Genomic DNA, 19,470 nt, shown 5'->3' on the forward strand with positions numbered 1-19,470 from the left:
CCGTCATTTTGCGTCGGGTAGGTGCCCGTAGGGGCGGTAGGCTCGAACGGACGCGGTATGTCTGGGGAAGGGGGCCGTGTCTATGGGGATTCAGCCGGACAGCAGTCCGTTCGGATCGCAGACGGTGACGGGGCCGGGGTGGCCCAACGTCAATGAGGAGCAGCTCGAAGAAGCGGCCGCGCACTATACGAAGCTGGCCACCAAGATCACCGGATCAGTGGTGCCGCAGCAGACCAGCCAGCTGATGAATCTCACCGGCCAGTGGATGGGCGCGGCTTCTGCGGCGGCGGCAGGTGAGGCCGGCACCATCATCGGCGGTCACGAGGCCAACGGCGCGCAGGCGGCGGCCATCGCCGCCAAGCTGCAGTCCATGGTGGCCGCGGTCATCAAGACCAAGAACCTGGTCAACGCCACCGCAGAGGAAGTCCAGGCGGAGTGCATGGCCCTGTCAGCGGCGCCGTTTCCGAACGTGCAGGAGCTGATCCAGAGCCGGATCAAGATGGGCCTGTCCCAGAACATCGCCGCCGTGACGGCCAGCGCCACCGAGGTGGCCAACTTCGTCGGCGCACCCCCGAGCATCCCGACGCCCGGCGTGCCGCCGCAGGTGGCGGAGACAGCGCAGAAGACCGCGGAGTCGGCGTCCAAGGGTGGCGACCAGATGGGCCAGATGATGGGCCAGATGATGCAGATGGCCGGACAGCTCCCGCAGATGCTCGGGCAGCTGCCGCAGCAGGCCATGCAGCCGCTGCAACAACTTTCGCAGCCGCTGCAGCAGTTGACATCCCTGTTCTCCGGCGGTGGCCAGGGCAAGGCCGGACTCGGCGCCTCGCCGTTCGGTGCGTTCTCGAACCATCCGTTGGCCGGTGGTTCCGGTGCGGCGACCGGCGCCGGCTTGATGAAGGGCGGCATGCCCGGCGGCGGTGGCGGCGGTGTCGGCGCGGCCTCCGTGCAGACGCCTCTGCTCGCCAAGATGGTCGGTCCCGGCGCGGGTGGACCCGGAGTCATGCCCGCGGGCGTGGCAGGCGGCATGGGTGCCGGTGGCCTGGCCCCGGTTGCAGCCGCAGCTGGTGCCGGCGGCGCGATGGGTGCCATGGGCGGCATGGGGCACCGCGAAGGTGGTGGTGGCGGCGGTCGGATCAACCAGCTGGCCGTGCCCGAAGCGCTGGACCATGGCTCATATGACGAAGACGTCGACGACGACTGGTGATTAGGGGGGATATCTGATGGGTTCACCGTTGCAGACACCGGAGAACATCAGCTGGAATGCGGCGGCCGTCGAGCTGCCCGACATGCCGATGATCCAGCCCGGCGAGGATGCCATGAGCGCGACCATCGCTGCCGTGCTGCCGGCCATGGCCGCTGACATGACCGCCAACGTGGCCTCGTTGCAGGCCAAGGAGGGCATGTTCTCCGGCAAGGTCGATGCCGCCCAATCGGCATACGACAAGGGCGACAGTCAGGGCGGGCAGGGCGTCGGTCAGCTGGGTCAGATGCTCGGCCAGCTCGGTCAGATGGGTCAGCAGGCGGGTCAGATGGCCGGCCAGGGCGGCGGCATGGGACAGATGGGTCAGCAGGCCGGTCAGTTCGGCCAGATGATCCAGCAGGCCATGGGCAAGGGCGGCGGCAAGGAAGGCGGCATGCCGGGCGGGGAACCCTCGGAAGGCCAGCCCGGTGGCCCGGCCGGCGGCGGCGCACCGATGTCCCCGGAACAGCGTCAGGCTCAGCAGGACACCCGGGAGAACCAGCAGAACGACCGGCAATCCCAGCAGGACAACCGGCAACAGCAGCAGGACAACCGGCAGTCGCAGCAGGATCGGCGCGAGGCCCAGCAGGATGCCCGCGACTCCCGTCGGCACACGTCCGCTCCGGTCCAGCCGCCGGCAGCGGGCCCCAGCGCGGGCACGTCCAACCCGGGACCCGCGCCGATCGCCCCGGTGGCTCCGCCGCCGCAGCGTGGCGGTGACGTCGGCCGTCAGATGTAGTTACGCCAAACAACAAGCCAGACAAAGAAATTGGGGCCAGTCGCGATGATCGCGACTGGCCCCAATTCGATGTTCGACCGTTAGGACGCCGGTGCCGGGGTCGGGATGACCGGGGCAGCAGCCGGAGCGGCCTGCTGGTTGCCGGCCGGGGCGGCGGTACCCTGACCCGCGCTGGACGCGGGCTGGCCGGCGATGGCCTGGCTCGGAGCCGGGGCCGGAGCCGGGGTCAGCGGAGCCTGCGAAACGGCGCCACCGGCAGTGGCAGCGGTGCCCGGGCCGCTTTCGGCGGCGGTGGGAACCGGAGCAGCTTCCGGAGCCTGGCCGGCGACCGGAGCCGTGGCCGGGGTGCCCGCCGGAACCTGAGCGCCGGCCGGGGCCGGAGCGTCAGCCGCCGGGGTGCCCGCCGGAGCTGGGGCAACCGCCGGGGTGCCGGCCGGAGCCGGAGTGCCGGCGGGAACCGGGGTACCGGCAGGAACCGGGGTGCTGGCCGGGGTGGCAGCAGGGGTCTCACCGTTCGGCGTCGCCGCCGGAACCGCACCGGTGGTGGTGCCGGCCGTAGGCTGCGCACCCGTGGCGGCCGGAACAGCGCCCGCCGGGGTGGCGCCGGGCACGGCGCTGCCGAGGCCGGCGGGAGCAGCTGCCGGGGTGGCAGCGGGAGCGGCGGTGGGCGCAGCAGCCGGAGTCGCGGCGGTGACCGGGGTGGCGCCACGGGCCGGTGCGGTGCCCGGAGCGGCAGCAGCGGGGGCTTCAGCGCCCTGCCACTTGATCACTTCGCGGTCGCCGTCGGTGTATACGACGCTGGTCGGAGCAGCGCCCGTCACGTCGAAGTAGATCTTGCCCTTGGATTCCTGACCTTCGGAGAGTCCGGCGGGGTTGATGCCCTGCGGGGAGGCGACGCCCCACAGCACGCGGTAGTTGTCACCGCTTGCGGTGCGGGCGTTCAGGTTCGGCACGAACGGCTGCGAGTTGCCGCGCTCAGCCGTGTACTCCGCCGTCGCTTCCCACAGCGTGCCGTTGAGGTGCTCCGACAGGACATCGGTGCTGGGCTTGAGGTTGCTGATCTCCCATTCCCCGACGGTGTTTCCGTTGACGAGCTTGCCGTCCGCGCCGAATGCCACAGTGGTGGGGGCGGGCGCGACACCTGCGGGCTGAGTGGAGTCTGCCAGCGCGAACGGTGTGGCGATCAGGCCGAATGCGGCGGCTGCGCCGACAGCGATGGTGATCTTGCGGGTATTCATGGTGATGTGGCTCCTCTGTCTCCAAGTCGTCCGACGGGCGGCTTCCCCCACGGAAGTTGAGTCTCGTGTAGTCGGATGAATACTGACTACTACGCAAGCTAGCAGGTTGAGCGTCAGCTGTGGATGCAGGCAGACGCCGCAGCGGTGACCCGGCCGCTGCCCCTAGTTTGCCGGAATCGGCCGCCGTTTGGGCGGCCGATTCCGGATATGTCCTGATCAGGACGCGGTGAGCTCGATTCCAGCAAGCACGACGACGTTGTCCCGGCTTGGCGCCGTCAGCACGCCGGTGATTCGTTCACCGTCACGCCAAAGGTTGGCCTGCAAGGTTTCACCCGGAATCACGGTGCCCGCGAAGCGCGCGCCGTAGGACCGGACCCGGCCGGCGTCGCCGTCGAGCACGTTGTCGACGATGGCCTTGCAGCCGATGCCGTAGGTGCACAGGCCGTGCAGGATCGGGCGGTCGAAGCCGGCGGCCTTGGCGAACGCCGGGTCCGAGTGCAGCGGGTTACGGTCGCCGCACAGCCGGTACAGCAGCGCCTGCTGCGGCAGCGTGGGCAGGGAGATCTGCAGGTCCGGTGCCCGGTCGGGCTCGGTCGCCGAGGTCGACGGGCCGCGGTCGCCACCGAAGCCGCCCTCGCCGCGGGCGAAGATGGACCGCTTCTGCTTCCACAGCGGAGCGCCGTCGAGGGTGGTCACGGTGGTCTCCGACCAGATGACCGCGGCCTTGCCCTTGTCCCAGATCTCGGTGAACCGGGTGACGGCGCGGCCCGTGCCCGACGGCGGGATCGGCGCGTCGGTGTAGATCGCCTCGCTGGCATGCAGCACCCGGCTCAGTTCGATGTCGATGCCCGGGAACTTGACCGACGGCGCCTTGGTCTCGTGGAAGCTCTGCGCCACGTTGCCGAAGGTCGGCAGGACCTGCGGCTTGTCATCGATCAGGTAGCGCAGCTCGCGCTCGCTCATCGGATCGGCGCCGGCGCCCAGGCCCAGGTGGTACAGCTGCACATCGCTGCTGCTCCACGAGAATTCGACGGGTGCGAGTTCGGCTCCGATGGCCTCATCGAGATTGATCGGCATGTCAGCCCTTTCCTGCCACGTGGAGTGCCGCAAGGTATCCGAAGGTCATGGCGGGGCCGATGGTCCCACCGGGGCCGGGGTAGGTGTGACCCATCACCGGTCCGCTGGCGTTGCCCGACGCGTACAGCCCCTCGATCACCGAGCCGTCCTCACGCAGTGCGCGGCCGTGGATGTCGGTGACGATGCCGCCCTTCGTACCCAGGTCGCCGGGCACCATCTTGGCCGCGTAGAACGGGCCGTGCTTGATCTCGCCCAGGTTCGGGTTCGGCTTGTTGGTGGGGTCGCCGTAGTAGCGGTCGTAGGCGCTGTTGCCACGGCCGAAGTCCTCGTCGACGCCGCCGCGGGCGAAGCCGTTGAACCGCTCGATGGTCGCCTTGAGGGCATCGACCGGCAAGGAGGTCACCTTCGCCAACTCTTCGATGGTGTCGGCCTTGACGACGACGCCGGCCTCGGTCCACTTCTTCGGAATGCGTTGTCCCGGTTGCAGACCCGCGAAGATGTAGCGGTTGCGGTACTGCTGGTCGAAGAGCAGCCACGCCGGCACGTTCTCGCCCGGGCCGTCGCCCTGGCCGTACTGGCCGCCGTACATGTGGTGGCACGCCTCGACATACGGCATGGATTCGTTCATGAACCGCTTGCCGCTCAGGTTCACGATGATCGAGCCGGGGGAGTTGCGCTCGGACAGCGCGAACCACGGGTTGTCGGGCAGCGGCACCGTCGGGCCCCACCACGCGTCTTCCATGATTTCCAGTGCCGCACCGAGCTTTTCGGCGGCCAGGATGCCGTCGCCGGTGTTGGCCTTGGCGCCAACGGTCCAGTCGGTGGTGATCGGCTGACGCTGGTACTTGGTGCGCATCTCCTGGTTCTTCTCGAAGCCACCGCTGCCCAGGATGACCGCCTTGCGGGCCCGGATCAGTTGCGGTTCAGCGCTTTCCGGCGCATTCGTGTCACGGACATAGATGCCCGCAACCCGGCCGTCCTCGTAGTAGAGGTCGGTCAGCGCGGTGTTGAGCTCGACGGGGACGCCGGCCTTCTGCAGGCCGATGCGCAGCGGCGCGATCAGGGCGCGGCCCATGCCCACCAGGTTCTTGCCCGTGATGCCGGCGAAGGTGGCGCGGATGCCGACCTTCAGGCTGCGCAGCACGCCGCGCGGGTGGCGCTTGAGCTGGTTGAGCCGGACGTAATCCTGTTGCATCACAACCATGTTCAGCGGCACCTTGCCGTATGCCGGCTCCAGGCCCTTCTCGTCAACCCCGAGCTTCTTGGCGTTGAACGGCTTGGGCTCGACGGACCGTCCGCCGGCGCGGCCGCCCTCGGTCTCCGGGTAGTAATCGGAGTAGTTGGGCACCCAGCACAGCTTCAGTGGCGAGTTCTTGAGCACGAACGACAGCATCTCGGGGCCGCGCTGCAGATAGGTGTCGATCTTCTCTGCGGGCACCACGTCGCCGACGATCTTGTGCAGGTAGGTGCGGGCCGCTTCCGGGGTGTCCTTGACCCCCGCACGCTGCAGAATCTCATTGTTCGGGATCCAGACGCCGCCACCTGACCGCGCAGTGGAACCTCCATAGTGTGGGGCCTTTTCAACGACTACTGTCGAAAGGCCCTGATGGGCTGCGGTGAGGGCGGCGACCATACCGGCTGCACCGCTGCCGACGACGACAACGTCGTACTCCTGTCCAGTCATGTAGAACACGTTATAGAATTGCCCGGCCTGTGGACAACTGCGCCGGTCCATGAAGTTAGGGGAATTCACGAATGCTGTCCGACAACGTGCGTGCCGAGCTCGCCGCCTCGCTGGCTCAAGCTGAGCGCAGCCGGGTCGCGATGTCGCCGATGACCGACACGTACACCGACATCGACGTCGTCGACGCGTACGAGATTCAGCTGTTCAACATTCGTCAGCGTGTCGCAGAAGGTGCCCGCGTGGTGGGACACAAGGTTGGCCTGTCCAGCGAGGCCATGCAGAAAATGATGAATGTGGATGAACCCGATTACGGGCACCTCCTCGACGACATGCAGGTATTCGAGGATCAGCCCGTGCTGACCTCGAAGTACCTGTTGCCGCGGGTCGAGGTCGAGGTCGGGTTCGTACTGGCCGACGATCTGCCCGGGGCCGGCTGCACCGAGGACGACGTGCTGGCCGCCACCGCTGCGTTCGCCCCGGCCATCGAACTGATCGACACCCGCATCACCAACTGGCAGGTCAAGTTGTGCGACACCATCGCCGACAACGCGTCCTCGGCCGGCTGGGTGCTCGGTAAGGAGCGGGTGTCCCCGAAGGACATCGACATTCGCAACATCGACGCCGTGCTCAAGTGCAACGGCGAGGTGCTCGGCGAGGGCCGCAGCGACGCGGTGCTCGGCAACCCGGTCACCGCGGTGGCGTGGCTGGCCCGCAAGGTCGACCAGTTCGGCGTGCGACTGAAGGCCGGTGACGTGGTGCTGCCCGGCGCCTGCATGCGGGCGTTCGATGCCAAGCCGGGCGACGACTTCGTCGCCGAATTCGCCGGATTGGGTTCCGTCCACCTGTCTTTCGCCTAATACCCAAAGTTTCAAAAGAGGAGTGAGCATGCCGTCCAAAGCGAGCGTCGCGATCGTCGGCTCGGGGAACATCAGTACTGACCTGCTGTACAAGCTGCTGCGGTCGGACTGGCTCGAGCCGCGCTGGATGATCGGTATCGACCCGGAGAGCGAGGGCCTGGCCCGCGCCCGCAAGCTCGGGCTGGAGACCAGTGCCGAAGGGGCGGACTGGCTGCTGGCCCAGAGCGAGAAGCCGGACTTCATCTTCGAGGCCACCAGCGCCTACGTGCACAAGGCGTACGCGCCGCGGTACGAGGAAGCCGGCATTCGGGCCATCGACCTGACCCCGGCCGCCGTCGGCCCGGGCGTGATCCCGCCGGCCAACCTGCGGGCGCACCTGGATTCGATGAACGTCAACATGGTCACCTGCGGTGGCCAGGCCACCATCCCGATGGTCTACGCGGTGGCCCGTGCCGTCGAGGCACAGGGCGGCGTGCCCTACGCCGAGATCGTGGCGTCGGTGTCGTCGGCTTCGGCAGGCCCCGGCACCCGCGCCAACATCGATGAGTTCACGAAGACCACCAGCGCCGGTGTGCGCAACATCGGTGGGGCCCGCGACGGCAAGGCCATCATCATCCTGAACCCGGCCGATCCGCCAATGATCATGCGCGACACCATCTTCTGCGCCATCCCCGAAGATGCGGACCACGCCGCCATCACCCAGTCGGTCAAGGATGTGGTCGCTGACGTGCAGACCTACGTGCCGGGCTACCGGCTGCTCAACGAGCCGCAGTTCGACGAGCCGTCGGTGGTCAACGGCGGCCAGCACGTCGTCAGCATCTTCGTCGAGGTGGAGGGTGCCGGCGACTACCTGCCGACCTACGCTGGAAATCTGGACATCATGACCGCCGCGGCCACCAAGGTGGGCGAAGAAATTGCCAAGGAAATCGTGGGAGCGAACGCATGAGCACCGCACTTGAACCCGGAGACATCTTCTTCGACGCCGCCTGGGACGTCCGGATGACGGACACCTCGCTGCGTGACGGCTCGCACCACAAACGCCACCAGTTCACCGGTGACGAGGTGCGCGCGATCGTCGGCGCCCTCGACAACGCCGGCGTTCCGGTCATCGAGGTCACGCACGGTGACGGGCTAGGTGGTTCGAGCTTCAACTATGGGTTCTCGAAGACCCCGGAGCAGGAACTCATCACCATCGCGGCCGAGACCGCGAAGACCGCCAAGATCGCCTTCCTGATGCTGCCGGGTGTCGGCACGAAGGAAGACATCCGCATCGCGCAGGGCAACGGCGGCTCGATCTGCCGCATCGCCACCCACTGCACCGAGGCCGACGTCGCGATCCAGCACTTCGGCTTCGCCCGGGAACTGGGCCTGGAGACCGTGGGCTTCCTGATGATGAGCCACACCATCTCCCCGGAGAAACTGGCCGCGCAGGCCCGCATCATGGCCGACGCCGGCTGCCAGTGCATCTACGTCGTGGACTCCGCGGGCGCGCTGGTGCTCGAAGGTGTCGCCGACCGCGTGGCCGCATTGGTTGCCGAACTCGGCAACGACGCGCAGGTGGGTTTCCACGGACACGAGAATCTCGGTCTTGGCGTGGCCAATTCGGTCGAGGCCGTGCGTGCCGGGGCCAAGCAGATCGACGGCTCCTGCCGCCGGTTCGGCGCCGGTGCGGGTAACGCGCCGGTCGAGGCGCTGGTCGGGGTGTTCGACAAGATCGGCGTCAAGACCGGCATCGATTTCTTCGACATCGCCGACGCGGCCGAAGAGGTCGTCGCCCCGGCGATGCCGGCCGAGTGCCTGCTGGACCGCAACGCGCTGGTGATGGGGTACGCGGGCGTGTACTCCAGCTTCCTCAAGCACGCGGTGCGCCAGGGCGAACGCTACGGCGTGCCCGCCCACGAGCTGCTGCTCCGCGTCGGCCAGCGCAAGCTGATCGGTGGCCAGGAGGACCAGCTGATCGACATCGCGCTCGAGATCCAGCGGGAGCGGGCCGAGGGCAAGGCCTGACCGACCGAGACACGAAAACGCCGGCCGTCCCGAAAGGGGCGGCCGGCGTTTTGCGTAGCCGGGTCAGCTGTTGACGGAGTCCGCCGCGGTCTCGCAGCGTGCGACCAGCTCGGCCAGCGCCGCCGGCAGGCGGTCGGCGATGCCGTGCGGATCCTTGACCTGGTCGGTGCAGGTGAGCACACAGATCTGCATGCCGCCTTGGTAGCTCCAGCCGGTGATGTTCATGCCCATCGGGAAGACCAGCGGGCCGGTTGAGATCAGCTTCTCGACCGGGGCGCCGCCGAAGTACAGCGTCTGCTGCGGGCCGCGCATGTTCGACGCGATCATGCTGAACATCGGGCGCTTCTTGACCTGCGCCCCGATGGTCGGCAGCACCCGCGAGTAGACCTTGAACAGCGGCCAGTACTCCATCCAGTCGTGCTGCAGCCAGGCGTCGCGCTCGCTCTGCACCTCGCGGGCGGTGGCGGTGTTCGCCGAGATGGCCTTCAACCGCTCCACCGGATCGGCGATGTTGGTGGCGAGTTCGACGTTCCAGCGGGCCACCTTGTTGCCCCAGCGGTCGCCGTCCTGCGGGCGCATCGACACCGGCACCACGGCGGTCATGGTGTCGTCGCCGACCGGGCCGCGCGAGGCCTGGTACTCGCGAAGGACGGTGCTGCACATGGCCAGGAAGACGTCGTTGACGCTGACGCCGAACGCCTTCGTCACCCGCTTGATCTGGTCCATCTCGACGTTGACGAATGCGAATCCGCGGTTGGCGGTCAGCGGCTCGTTGAACGGCAGAGCCGGTGGGATGAAGGCCTCGGCATAGCCGGGCTTGCCCGACTTCTGCCGGTCCTGGATGGTGCGGGTGACCTTGGCTGTGCGGGCCACGACCTTCGGGAATTTGGTCAGCGACTTGACCTGCTGCCGCGCCACCATCGGCAGCCATTCGGCAGCCGGCGGGCGGTGCTCGTCGGGCGCCGGGCGGGCCGACGGCTCGGGCAGCCGGTCGGCGGGGTCCCGGCTGTAGAACTGCTCGAGCAGGTTCAGCGACGCCATGCCGTCGGCGACGGCGTGGTGGATTTTGAGCACGAGGGCGACGCGGCCGTCGGCCAGGCCGTCGATGTACCACATCTGCCACGCCGGGCGGTCCCGCTCGAGGGGCTCTTCGAAGAGTTTCGCGATCTCCGCGCCCAGCTCGCGGTCGGTGCCGGGAGCGGCGGCGGTGGCGCGCTTCATGTGGTAGTTCAAGTCGCCCCGGGGACGGGTGACCCACCACGGCCGGCCGGCACCGAACCGCGGCGACATCAGTTGCCACTGCAGGGGCTCGACGCGGTCGACGAGGCCGGGCAGTGCGGCCCGGACAGCTTCGAAGGTGATGGGTTCATGGCCCTGTGCCGGATCGAGCACGACGGCCTTGATGGTGTGCTGCGGCTGGACGGCACTTTCCCACGCCAGGAAGCTGTTGTCCTCGCCCGATAAACGTCGCATACATCACTATGAGGCCAAAAATGTGAGCCAGCGGACATGTTGTCTCGTTGATTGGGAACTACCTCTGAATTTCGGCTCGCACCCCGTTTAGCGTGCACACCATGAGCTGACTCGGCGTCGCGACGCGGAGCTGGAGGGGGCTTTGCCGGTCCGTGTCTGCACGCTTTTTGAATGGAGTAGGGATATGCAACTGAGGAACAGCCGGGTTCTGGTCACCGGTGCCAGCCGTGGTCTGGGCAAGAACATCGCGCAGGCGATGGCTCGCCGCGGCGCCGACGTCGCGCTGGTTGCCCGGAATGCTGACCAGCTCGAAGAGCTCGCCAAGGAGCTCGGCGGCAAGGCATATCCGACCGACCTGATGGACCCCGCAGCCGTCGAAGCGCTGATCGACCGGGTGGAGGCCGACGGTCCCATCGACGTCATCATCAACAACGCCGGTGTCGACCGGGTCGGCCGCTTCTACGAGGCGTCGTCGCAGGATGTGCGAGACCTGTTGCAGGTCAACCTGATTGCGCCGATGGAGCTGTGTCGTCAGGTGATGCCGCGGATGATCAAGCGGGGCCGTGGCCACATCGTCAACGTGTCCTCGATGGGCGCCATCTCGACCGGACCGGGCGTCACCCTGTACGGCGCCTCCAAGGCCGGGCTCAGCCATTTCACCGCCGGCATCCGCTCCGAGCTGCGCCAGAAGCCGGTCAACACCACGCTGGTGCAGATCGGTGAGGTCAAGACCGACATGATCGACCACATCCGGTCGTTCGCGCCGGCTCGCCGCACCATCGAGCGGTCGCTCAAGTTCCGGATGATCCCGCAGGAGCCGCTGGACGCCGACATGGTCGCCGAGGCCATCGCGGACGCGGTCGAGCACGAGAAGAAGCACGTCATCCTGCCCAAGCGCATCGCGGCGATGGCCTACCTCACGGAGACCCCGCGCCGGGTTTCCGAGCTGATGCTGACCGGTATCGACCAGGACAGCGACTAGTCATGGACCTGACCGGCAAGGTCGCGATCATCACGGGCGCGGCGCGCGGTCAGGGTGAGGCCGAGGCGCGGCTGTTCGCCGCCCGCGGCGCGAAGGTCGTCCTCACCGACGTCCTGGTCGAGGAGGGGGAGGCGGTCGCCGCGTCGATCGGCGACGCCGCCCGCTTCCAGCGACACGACGTCGGCAGCGAAAGCGATTGGCTGACAACGGTCGAGCTGGCACTGAGCGAGTTCGGCCGGATCGACGCGTTGGTCAACAACGCGGCGATCTGCACCGTCGAACCCCTGATGGACCACACCGCGCAGTCGTGGGAGCGGCAGCTGCGCGTCAACCTGACCGGACCGTTCCTCGGCACCCAGGCTGTCGTCGAGCCCATGCGCGCGAGCGGCGGCGGCTCGATCATCAACATCTCGTCGCAGGCCGGGCTGCAGGGGCTGGCCGGGTACAGCGCCTATGGCGCCTCCAAGTGGGGCCTGCGCGGCTTCACCAAGGTGGCCGCAATCGAGTTGGGCCCCATGGGAATTCGCGTCAACACCGTCTACCCCGGGATGATCGACACCCCGATGGTGGCGCACCTGCCGATCGAACGTGGCCTCGGCGGGCACCCCGGCGCACCGCTGACCCGGGTCGGTGCCCCCGAGGAAGTAGCCGAGGTGGTGGCGTTCCTGGCGTCGGATGCGTCGTCGTACATGACGGGCGCGGATCTGGCGGTCGACGGCGGCGCAAGCGCAGGCCGTATCCCGGTCGTCCCGACGTAGCGAGCGACTTGTCAGACTTCCCCGGCAAGATGGGCGCATGGCCGGGGACGAATCAACGCTGGCGCCGGAGCGCCGACGGCGGGCCGGGTCGATGGAGCTGTTGCTCGTCGGCCTCGCCGGTCTGGCGCTGTCGGGTTCCTGGGTCAGCGGCCTACTGACCGACCACGCCCGCCTGGCCACCGCGGCCACGGTGTTCTGCGGGGTTTTCGTGCAGGCCCTGCCGTTCCTGGTGCTGGGCGTCATCGTCAGTGGCCTGGTGGCTGCTTATCTCACCCCGGAACGGCTGGCCCGCCTGCTGCCGCGCCGGCCTGCGCTCGCCGTGGCGGTGGCGGGTGTCGGTGGTGCCGCGCTGCCCGGATGCGAATGCGGGTCGGTGCCCGTGGCGCGCCGGCTGTTCAGCGGCGAGACGGCCGGGGCCGCGCTGACCTTCATGCTGTCGGCACCGGCGATCAACCCGGTGGTGCTGGTGGCGACAGCGGTCGCGTTTCCCGGCCAGCCGCAGATGGTGGTGGCCCGCTGCGTCGCGTCGCTGCTGACGGCCGTGGTGATGGGCCTGTTGTGGCAGCGCTGGGGCCGCGCCGAATGGGTGACCCGCACACTGCCCACCCACCACGACGAGGGCGCGTCCCGATTCACCGTGTTCACCGAGGCGGCCCGGCACGACTTCCTGCAGTCCGCGGCCTACCTGGTGATCGGTGCCGGCGCGGCGGCGGTGCTGCGCGCGGCCGTGCCGCCGTGGGTGTTCGAGCACGTCGCGGGCAATCTGGCAGTCGGCGTGGTGACCATGGCGCTATTGGCCGTCGTGCTGGCGCTGTGCTCCGAGGCCGACGCGTTCGTCGCGGCCAGCCTGACCATGGTCCCGCTGGTGCCGCGACTGGTGTTCCTGGTGGTCGGTCCGGCGGTGGACGTCAAGCTGTTCGCGATGCAGGCCGGCGTGTTCGGCCGGCCGTTCGCGGTGCGATTCGCACCCGTGACCCTGGTGGTGGCCGCGGCGTGCGCCACGGCCGTCGGGCTGCTGGTGCTCGGGGACGTGCGATGAGCCGGGAAACGCAGAACATCCTGGTGCTGCTGATCGGGCTGAGCACGGGGTTGATCGCAGTCAAGGGCACCTACCTGAATTTCGTGAAACCGGCGCTGTTCCCATGGCTGCTGGTGGCCGCCGTCCTGCTGGTGGCGCTGGCTCTGGTGTGCCTGGTGCGGGACCTGCGCCACGGGCCGCCAGGCGGGCATCACCACCGGGGCGTGCTGGCGTGGCTGCTGCTCGTGCCGGTGGCATTGACGGCGTTCGTCGCCGTGCCGCCGATGAGCCCGGTCGGCGCCGAGACGGTCACCGCGGCGGTGGCCCCGCCGAAGCGGGCGTTTCCCCCGCTCCCGGCCGACGGCGCGGTGTCGCTGCCGGAGGTGGTGCTGCGGGCCGCCGCCGACTCCACGAAAAGCCTTGAGGGAAGGACCATCACCGTCACCGGATTCACGATGGGCGGCGATCTGGCCCGGGTCGTGATCGTGTGTTGCGCCGCCGACGCGCAATTGGCCCGCGTCCACCTGACCGGCGCCGTCGGTCCGCACCCGGATGACACCTGGCTGAAGGTGCAGGGCAAGGTGATACCCGGGACGTCCAGCCCGTCCACGAATTTCGTCCCGACCATGGAAGTGACCAGTGCCGACCCAATTCCCAAGCCCCGCAACACCTACGCGTACTGACGCACAGGCGCTCCTCGAACAGCTCGCCGGTCCCGGCGCCGTGCTGCGTGACGACCAGTGGGTGGCCATCGAGGCACTGGTGGTGCAGGGCCGCCGGGCGCTGGTGGTGCAGCGCACCGGGTGGGGTAAGTCCGCGGTGTACTTCATCGCCGCCAAGCTGCTGCGGGCCGCCGGCCGCGGCCCGACGGTCATCGTCTCGCCGCTGCTGGCGCTGATGCGCAACCAGGTGGCTGCTGCCGAACGAGCGGGCGTCCGCGCTGCCACGATCAACTCAAGCAACGTCACCGAATGGGACGAGGTGCACCAGCGAGTCTCCGCGGGCGACCTCGACGTCCTGCTCGTCAGTCCGGAGCGGTTGAACAATCCGGACTTTCGCGACACGGTGCTGCCGGCACTGGCCGCCGATGCCGGACTCGTCGTGGTCGACGAGGCGCACTGCGTCTCCGACTGGGGTCACGACTTCCGCCCGGACTATCGGCGCATCCGCACGCTGATCGGTGAGTTGGGTTCGGGTATACCGGTTCTCGCCACCACCGCGACCGCCAACGACCGCGTGGTGCAGGACGTCGCCGCGCAGCTGGGCGTCGGCGGTGGCGACACCTTGGTGCTGCGCGGTGGGCTGGACCGGGAGTCTCTGCGGCTGTCGGTGGTGCACGCCGGGGGACCGGCGCAACGCGCGGCATGGCTTGCGGCGCAACTGGATTCGCTGCCCGGGTCCGGGATCGTCTACACCCTGACGGTGTCGCAGGCGCATGACATCGCCGCGCTGCTGCGTGAGCAGGGGCACCCCGTCGCGTCCTACACCGGTTCCACCGAAACCGCCGAACGCGAACAGCTGGAAGCCGACCTGCTGAACAACCGGGTCAAGGCGCTCATCGCCACGTCGGCGCTCGGCATGGGGTTCGACAAACCGGACCTGGGTTTCGTCGTGCACCTGGGTGCCCCGTCGTCGCCCATCGCGTACTACCAGCAGGTCGGCCGTGCCGGCCGTGCCACCTCGAGCGCCGAGGTGATCCTGCTGCCGGGTAAGGAGGACGCCGACATCTGGCGATACTTCGCCTCGGTCGCCTTCCCGTCGGAAGCCTTGGTGCGCAAGGTGATCGGCGAACTCGAGATGGACCGGGCGCTGTCGACCGCGGCGCTGGAACCGCTGGTGGACCTGAACCGGTCGCGGCTCGAGATGGTGCTCAAGGTGCTCGACGTCGACGGTGCGGTGCGTCGCGTCAAAGGCGGCTGGATCAGTACCGGTGAACCGTGGTCGTACGACGAGGAGCGCTACCGGAATCTGGACGCCGCGCGGCAGCGTGAACAGCAGGCCATGCGGGACTACCAATCGACCACCGAGTGCCGAATGGTGTTCTTGCGCAGCCAACTCGACGATCCCGAACTCGACGGCCAAGGCTGCGGCCGCTGCGACAACTGCGCGGGTGCGCACTACACCGCGGACGTCGACGCCGGCGCCGCGTCGGCGGTACGGGACCAACTGATGCGACCCGGCGTCGAGCTCGCTACGCGAAAGCAGTGGCCGACAGGCCTGCGCTCCTTGGGAATTGAGTTGTCCGGACGGATTTCCGGCGGAGCCGAGCCGGGTCGGGTGATCGGGCGCCTGACCGACCTCGGCTGGGGTGCTCGGCTGCGGCAGCTGCTGGACGGGCCTGACGGCGAGGCGCCCGACGAGGTGGTGCAGGCCGCGGTTGCGGTGCTGAAGGCGTGGAACTGGGATGCCCGACCGGTAGCGGTGATGGGCCTGGACTCCGACAGCCACCCGCAGTTGATCGGCTCGTTGGTGACCCGGCTGGCTGAACTCGGCCGGCTGCAGAACCTCGGCACGCTGCACTATCGGCCACAGCGGCGCCCGGTGACCGCGGCCAACTCGGCGTATCGGGTTGCGGCGCTGGTGGATTCGTGGGAGGTCCCCGCCCTGGACGTCAGCGGTCCGGTGCTGCTGGTGGACGATCTCGTCGATACCGGCTGGACCCTGACCATGGCGACGCAGGTGCTGCGCGCCGCCGGGGCGCCCGCAGTGCTGCCGTTCGGGATCGCGTCCGTCAGCTGACGGTGCCTTCGCCGAGCGGCCAGTTGGCGCACGCATTTTCGCAATATGCGTGCGATAACTGGCCACTGAGCTAGCTCCGGCGCAGCCCCAGCTGATCTATCGCGGCGTCCACGCCGACCAATTGGATATCGCTGCGGCGCATGGTGTCCCACTGTGCGCGGGCCATGGTGAATTCCAGCATGGTGTCGAAGACACCGCGCCGTGACTGGCGGGACGACCCGGTCCGCTCATAGGGCAGCGACCGGGTGACGCCGAGTGAGGCCGCGTTGTCGTGCCACGCGGCGGTGCGGGCGACGTCGGCGTCGAATCCGGCGAAGATCAGCTGCAGCGCCGCGGCGCGCATCTCCCGACCCAACCCGCGGCCCTGGTGACGACGGCCCAGCCACGAGCCGGTCGACACGGTCCGTCGGGCCGGGAAGCCGTCGGCCGTCACCGTGCACACGCCCACGGTGTCGCCGCCGACGATGACGGCCATCGGCACATCCCAATGCTCTGTCGATACCTCGGCGCGGGTCTGCTGGAAGTACTGGACGGTGTTGCGCTCCAGTTCGGGGGAGACCGCGTCGGTCCACGGCACCGCGAACGGCATGGTGGCCGGGTCGTGGATGCCCTCGGCGGCCAGGCGGGCGAGCTCGTCGGCCAGGCCATCGGTCACATGGCACAGCCGCAGGACCGGAGTGATCACCTCCAGTTCTGCCAGCGGCCAGGACGAATGCTGCATGCCCAATAGCAACACAGTCGAGCTAATCCTGGAAAGCGAATATTTGCTGTACAGAGCCGCGCTGACCTGCAACTTTGAGCGCTTGTGTAACAGCAGTACCGCAGCGAGCGAAATACCCCCAGAGGCCGGGGAAGAAGGATGCGGCCAGAACCAAGGAGGATTCCATGACTCGTGCCGTTACCTTCGGCCGTTCCACCCTCGGCTTCATCGCCCTGGGCGCTGCCTGTGCCGCGCTGGTCGTGCCCCGCGCGTCGGCGGATCCGACGCCGGTGACGCCCACGCCGTCCACGACAGCCGCACCGACCACGTCTGCGACGGCTGCGCCGACCACCTCGGCCGCACCCACCACATCCGCCACTGCGGCGCCGACGACGACCACGACGACCACCGTGGCGCCGGCCGCCACCGTTGCCGACTGCAGCACCGCGACGCTGGCCAAGACCATCAGCTCGGTCACCCTGCAGCTGTCGGACTACTTCGCGGCGCACCCGGATGCCGACAGCTCGCTGCTCGACGCCACCCGTCAACCGGCGTTCACCGCGATGAGCCAGTTCGACAACTACTTCAAGGAGCACCCGGACCAGGCCGACGCGCTGCGCGGCATCCAGGCGCCGCTGGCCGCCTTCAAGGATCGCTGCGGCCTGCAGGTCGCGCCGACCGACGCGCTCGCGGTGCTCAACGGCATCTAGCTCTCACTCGCCGAACGTGAGCGAATGTGCCCATCCACCAACGGATTTCGCACACGAACTCACGTTCGGCCGGGCTGAGATCCGCCGAGCTGCGTCGTCAGCGTCGCGGCCGCGGCAACCAGCCCGCGGGCGCGTTTGCTGATCTCTGCATCGGTCAGCGCACGGCCGATCTGCAGTGACAGCACCATGACCTGACGCTGGTGATGGTCGAACACCGGCGCGGCGATGACGCTGATGTCGTGCTTGGATCGCCCGCCCGACTCACTGGGCAGGTACACGCGCTCGCCGATGTCGGAGACGAGTTCGCCCAGCAGGACCCGTAATTCGTCGGGCAGGTTGCTCGACATGCCGGCCATCATGGCGTACAGCCGCCGGCCACCGGGCGTCAGCCGCTCGACGAGATAGCCCGATTCGCGGCACTCGGCAATCACCCGCTCCAGCCGCGCACTGTCGGTGCGCAGGGGGATCGTCGGCTCCTTGCCCAGCCAATCACGGACCGCACGCTCGTCCCACAGCACGAACATGAGGCCGACCGGCGGGGCGAACGGGTAGCTCTGCCCGACCTGTACCGGTTCCGGACTGCCCGGCGGCGCAACGAGTTCCAGCAGCGTGATGCGGTCGTCGATCACCGCTGACAGCGCCGCTGTGGCATTGAACGTCTCCGACAGCCGACGCAGTTCTGTCCGCGCGGCCGGGCTGATCCGCATGGACTCCTGCGCGGTATGGCCAAGGGTGATCAACCGGGGGCCCAGTCGGTAGGTCTTCTCGGCCGCGTCGCGCACCAGATAACCGGCCTCGGCCAGCGTGGTGACGATACCCAGACAGGTGGGCTTGCTGAGGTCGAGCCGGCGCGCCAATTCGGACAGCCCGAATTGTTCCTGGGGATGACGGGCCAGGAAGTCCAGCACCGCCACGACGCGGGCGGTGGGCGGCGACGCGCGGCCGATGTCAGTCATGGCAAGGAATGTACGACACCGGTCCAAATATGGACCGGTGTCAGGGAGTTTGGTCGGCCTGTTGACCTGCGCGGCATTGACGACAACTGCAACGCGTTCTACTCTTCATTCGGAATATCTACCGATACGTTCCAATATTGGAACGGAAGGGTGCTACCGAATGTTTACGCAGTCGTTCATCGACGCCGTCGCCGAGGCGGAGCGCCTCGTCGCCGCCGCGCCGTTCATCGAAACCGACGCCGACCTGCTCGAAGGCCTGCAGTACCTCGCCGGCTGTATCGCGTCGTGCACGCATGTCGCGTTCGACTTCGACAAGGACCACCCGTTCCTGCACAGCGGCACGGGCCCCTTCGAGAAGATGGGCCTCGACAACCCCGACACCATGTACTTCGGCACCCGTGTGCAGCCCGGACATGAATACGTCGTCACCGGGCGTCGCGGCACCACCACCGACGTCAGCTTCCAGCTGCTCGGCGGCGAGTACACCGACGCCAACGTGCCGGACAGCGAGACGGCGTTCGACGACCGCAAGCTCGACATCGCCGCCGACGGCACGTTCGAGTGGCGGTTCACGCCGGCCACCCCGGCGCAGCTGGTGATCCGCGAGGTCTACAACGACTGGTCGGCGCAGCGCGGTTCGTTCGCCATCTCCCGGACCGACACCGCGGGGACCGCGCCGGACCCGTTGACCCGTGAGCTGATCGAGAAGCGGTACGCCGTCGCCGGTAAGCAGCTGGTGCAGCGAGTCAAGACCTGGCTGCAGTTCCCGAAGTGGTTCTACGACAACCTGCCGGTCAACACCCTGACCGCGCCGCGACTGACCCCGGGTGGACTGGCGACGCAGTACTCGGCTGTCGGGCACTACGACATGACACCCGATCAGGCCATGGTCATCACGCTTCCGGTGACGGACGCCCCGTACCTGGGCTTCCAGCTGGGCAGCCTCTGGTACATCTCGCTGGACTACATCAACCACCAGACGTCGCTGAACGGCACTCAGGCGCAGGCGGATCCGGACGGCAAGATTCGGATCGTGGTGTCCGAGAACAACCCCGGCGTGACCAACTGGTGCGAGACGCTGGGCCACGCCAAGGGCTACCTGCAGTTCCGCTGGCAGCGGGTGTCCCGCGAGCTGACGGCCGAGGACGGCCCGACGTGCGAGGTCGTCACCCTGGATGAGGTGGCGTCGAAGCTGCCCTTCTATGAGAGCAACAAGATTTCCGACGAAGATTGGCGCGCGCGGATTGCGCTGCGGCAGAAGCTTATTGGCGAAAGGATGGTGGGCTGAC

Annotated in this window: 18 protein-coding genes; 12 read left to right on the forward strand and 6 right to left on the reverse strand. The window is 68.2% G+C overall.

Translation table 11 applies throughout. The features are described 5' to 3' along the window. Window positions 1-82: 82 nt before the first annotated feature. Both A7G45_RS10090 and A7G45_RS10095 read left to right on the forward strand, forming a co-directional pair. Window positions 83-1,207 (forward strand): hypothetical protein, encoded by a 1,125-nt coding sequence (locus tag A7G45_RS10090; protein WP_260936484.1) that lies wholly within the window; start codon window positions 83-85, stop codon window positions 1,205-1,207. A 16-nt stretch (window positions 1,208-1,223) separates the two neighbouring features. Further along, window positions 1,224-1,982 carry a hypothetical protein gene (locus tag A7G45_RS10095; protein ID WP_260936486.1) on the forward strand — a complete coding sequence of 253 codons (759 nt, stop codon included), beginning with the start codon at window positions 1,224-1,226 and terminating at the stop codon, window positions 1,980-1,982. Window positions 1,983-2,062: 80 nt separating this feature from the next. Here A7G45_RS10095 and A7G45_RS10100 read toward each other — a convergent pair whose 3' ends face one another. From A7G45_RS10100 to kstD, 3 genes are all read right to left on the reverse strand, one after another. Further along, on the reverse strand, window positions 2,063-3,220 hold the full coding sequence (locus tag A7G45_RS10100) for a DUF1942 domain-containing protein (RefSeq protein ID WP_260936488.1): 1,158 nt from the start codon (window positions 3,218-3,220) through the stop codon (window positions 2,063-2,065). 216 nt (window positions 3,221-3,436) lie between these two features. Beyond that, a complete protein-coding gene (locus tag A7G45_RS10105) occupies window positions 3,437-4,297 on the reverse strand; it encodes an enoyl-CoA hydratase ChsH3 (protein WP_260936490.1) in 861 nt (286 codons plus the stop codon). Between the two features lies 1 nt (window position 4,298). After that, on the reverse strand, window positions 4,299-5,981 hold the full coding sequence (gene kstD / locus A7G45_RS10110; RefSeq protein WP_260936491.1) for a 3-oxosteroid 1-dehydrogenase: 1,683 nt from the start codon (window positions 5,979-5,981) through the stop codon (window positions 4,299-4,301). 71 nt (window positions 5,982-6,052) lie between these two features. On the opposite strand from kstD, the gene A7G45_RS10115 reads away from it, so the two are divergent. From A7G45_RS10115 to dmpG, 3 genes are read left to right on the forward strand one after another with little or no spacing between them, the layout of a single operon-like run. Then, window positions 6,053-6,838: a 2-keto-4-pentenoate hydratase gene (locus tag A7G45_RS10115; protein ID WP_043398093.1), complete on the forward strand. Its 786-nt coding sequence runs from the start codon at window positions 6,053-6,055 to the stop codon at window positions 6,836-6,838. 28 nt (window positions 6,839-6,866) lie between these two features. Further along, window positions 6,867-7,784, forward strand: a complete 918-nt coding sequence (locus A7G45_RS10120) for an acetaldehyde dehydrogenase (acetylating) (RefSeq protein WP_043398321.1) — start codon at window positions 6,867-6,869, stop codon at window positions 7,782-7,784. After that, the gene (dmpG, locus tag A7G45_RS10125) at window positions 7,781-8,845 is read left to right on the forward strand and encodes a 4-hydroxy-2-oxovalerate aldolase (protein WP_043984584.1); all 1,065 of its coding nucleotides are present in this window, start codon (window positions 7,781-7,783) and stop codon (window positions 8,843-8,845) included. The genes A7G45_RS10120 and dmpG overlap by 4 nt, the downstream gene beginning before the upstream one ends. A 63-nt stretch (window positions 8,846-8,908) precedes the next feature. On the opposite strand, the gene A7G45_RS10130 is transcribed toward dmpG, so the two are convergent. Beyond that, window positions 8,909-10,318, reverse strand: coding sequence for a wax ester/triacylglycerol synthase family O-acyltransferase (locus A7G45_RS10130; protein WP_260936502.1), 1,410 nt, complete (start codon window positions 10,316-10,318; stop codon window positions 8,909-8,911). Window positions 10,319-10,502: 184 nt separating this feature from the next. Between A7G45_RS10130 and A7G45_RS10135 the strand changes: the two genes are divergently transcribed. From A7G45_RS10135 to A7G45_RS10155, 5 genes are read left to right on the forward strand one after another with little or no spacing between them, the layout of a single operon-like run. After that, window positions 10,503-11,300 carry an SDR family NAD(P)-dependent oxidoreductase gene (locus A7G45_RS10135; RefSeq protein ID WP_260936504.1) on the forward strand — a complete coding sequence of 266 codons (798 nt, stop codon included), beginning with the start codon at window positions 10,503-10,505 and terminating at the stop codon, window positions 11,298-11,300. Between the two features lie 2 nt (window positions 11,301-11,302). Then, window positions 11,303-12,058: a glucose 1-dehydrogenase gene (locus tag A7G45_RS10140; protein WP_260936506.1), complete on the forward strand. Its 756-nt coding sequence runs from the start codon at window positions 11,303-11,305 to the stop codon at window positions 12,056-12,058. Window positions 12,059-12,095: 37 nt separating this feature from the next. Next, window positions 12,096-13,097, forward strand: coding sequence for a permease (locus tag A7G45_RS10145; protein ID WP_260936508.1), 1,002 nt, complete (start codon window positions 12,096-12,098; stop codon window positions 13,095-13,097). After that, a complete protein-coding gene (locus A7G45_RS10150; RefSeq protein WP_260936510.1) occupies window positions 13,094-13,759 on the forward strand; it encodes a TIGR03943 family putative permease subunit in 666 nt (221 codons plus the stop codon). Before A7G45_RS10145 ends, A7G45_RS10150 begins: the two co-directional genes overlap by 4 nt. Further along, window positions 13,716-15,815: a RecQ family ATP-dependent DNA helicase gene (locus A7G45_RS10155; protein ID WP_260936512.1), complete on the forward strand. Its 2,100-nt coding sequence runs from the start codon at window positions 13,716-13,718 to the stop codon at window positions 15,813-15,815. The genes A7G45_RS10150 and A7G45_RS10155 overlap by 44 nt, the downstream gene beginning before the upstream one ends. Before the next feature lie 70 nt (window positions 15,816-15,885). Here the strand turns inward: A7G45_RS10155 and A7G45_RS10160 are convergent, their stop codons facing one another. Then, window positions 15,886-16,536: a GNAT family N-acetyltransferase gene (locus A7G45_RS10160; protein WP_260936514.1), complete on the reverse strand. Its 651-nt coding sequence runs from the start codon at window positions 16,534-16,536 to the stop codon at window positions 15,886-15,888. Between the two features lie 164 nt (window positions 16,537-16,700). Between A7G45_RS10160 and A7G45_RS10165 the strand changes: the two genes are divergently transcribed. After that, on the forward strand, window positions 16,701-17,225 hold the full coding sequence (locus A7G45_RS10165; protein ID WP_260936516.1) for a hemophore-related protein: 525 nt from the start codon (window positions 16,701-16,703) through the stop codon (window positions 17,223-17,225). A gap of 59 nt (window positions 17,226-17,284) precedes the next feature. On the opposite strand, the gene A7G45_RS10170 is transcribed toward A7G45_RS10165, so the two are convergent. Then, entirely contained in the window at window positions 17,285-18,181 is an 897-nt protein-coding gene (locus A7G45_RS10170) for an IclR family transcriptional regulator (protein ID WP_260936518.1), read from the reverse strand. A gap of 160 nt (window positions 18,182-18,341) precedes the next feature. Between A7G45_RS10170 and A7G45_RS10175 the strand changes: the two genes are divergently transcribed. Beyond that, window positions 18,342-19,469, forward strand: coding sequence for a hypothetical protein (locus A7G45_RS10175; protein WP_260936520.1), 1,128 nt, complete (start codon window positions 18,342-18,344; stop codon window positions 19,467-19,469). Window position 19,470 lies beyond the last annotated feature (1 nt).

The organism is Mycolicibacterium llatzerense (genome assembly GCF_025331195.1).
Lineage (GTDB): Bacteria > Actinomycetota > Actinomycetes > Mycobacteriales > Mycobacteriaceae > Mycobacterium > Mycobacterium llatzerense.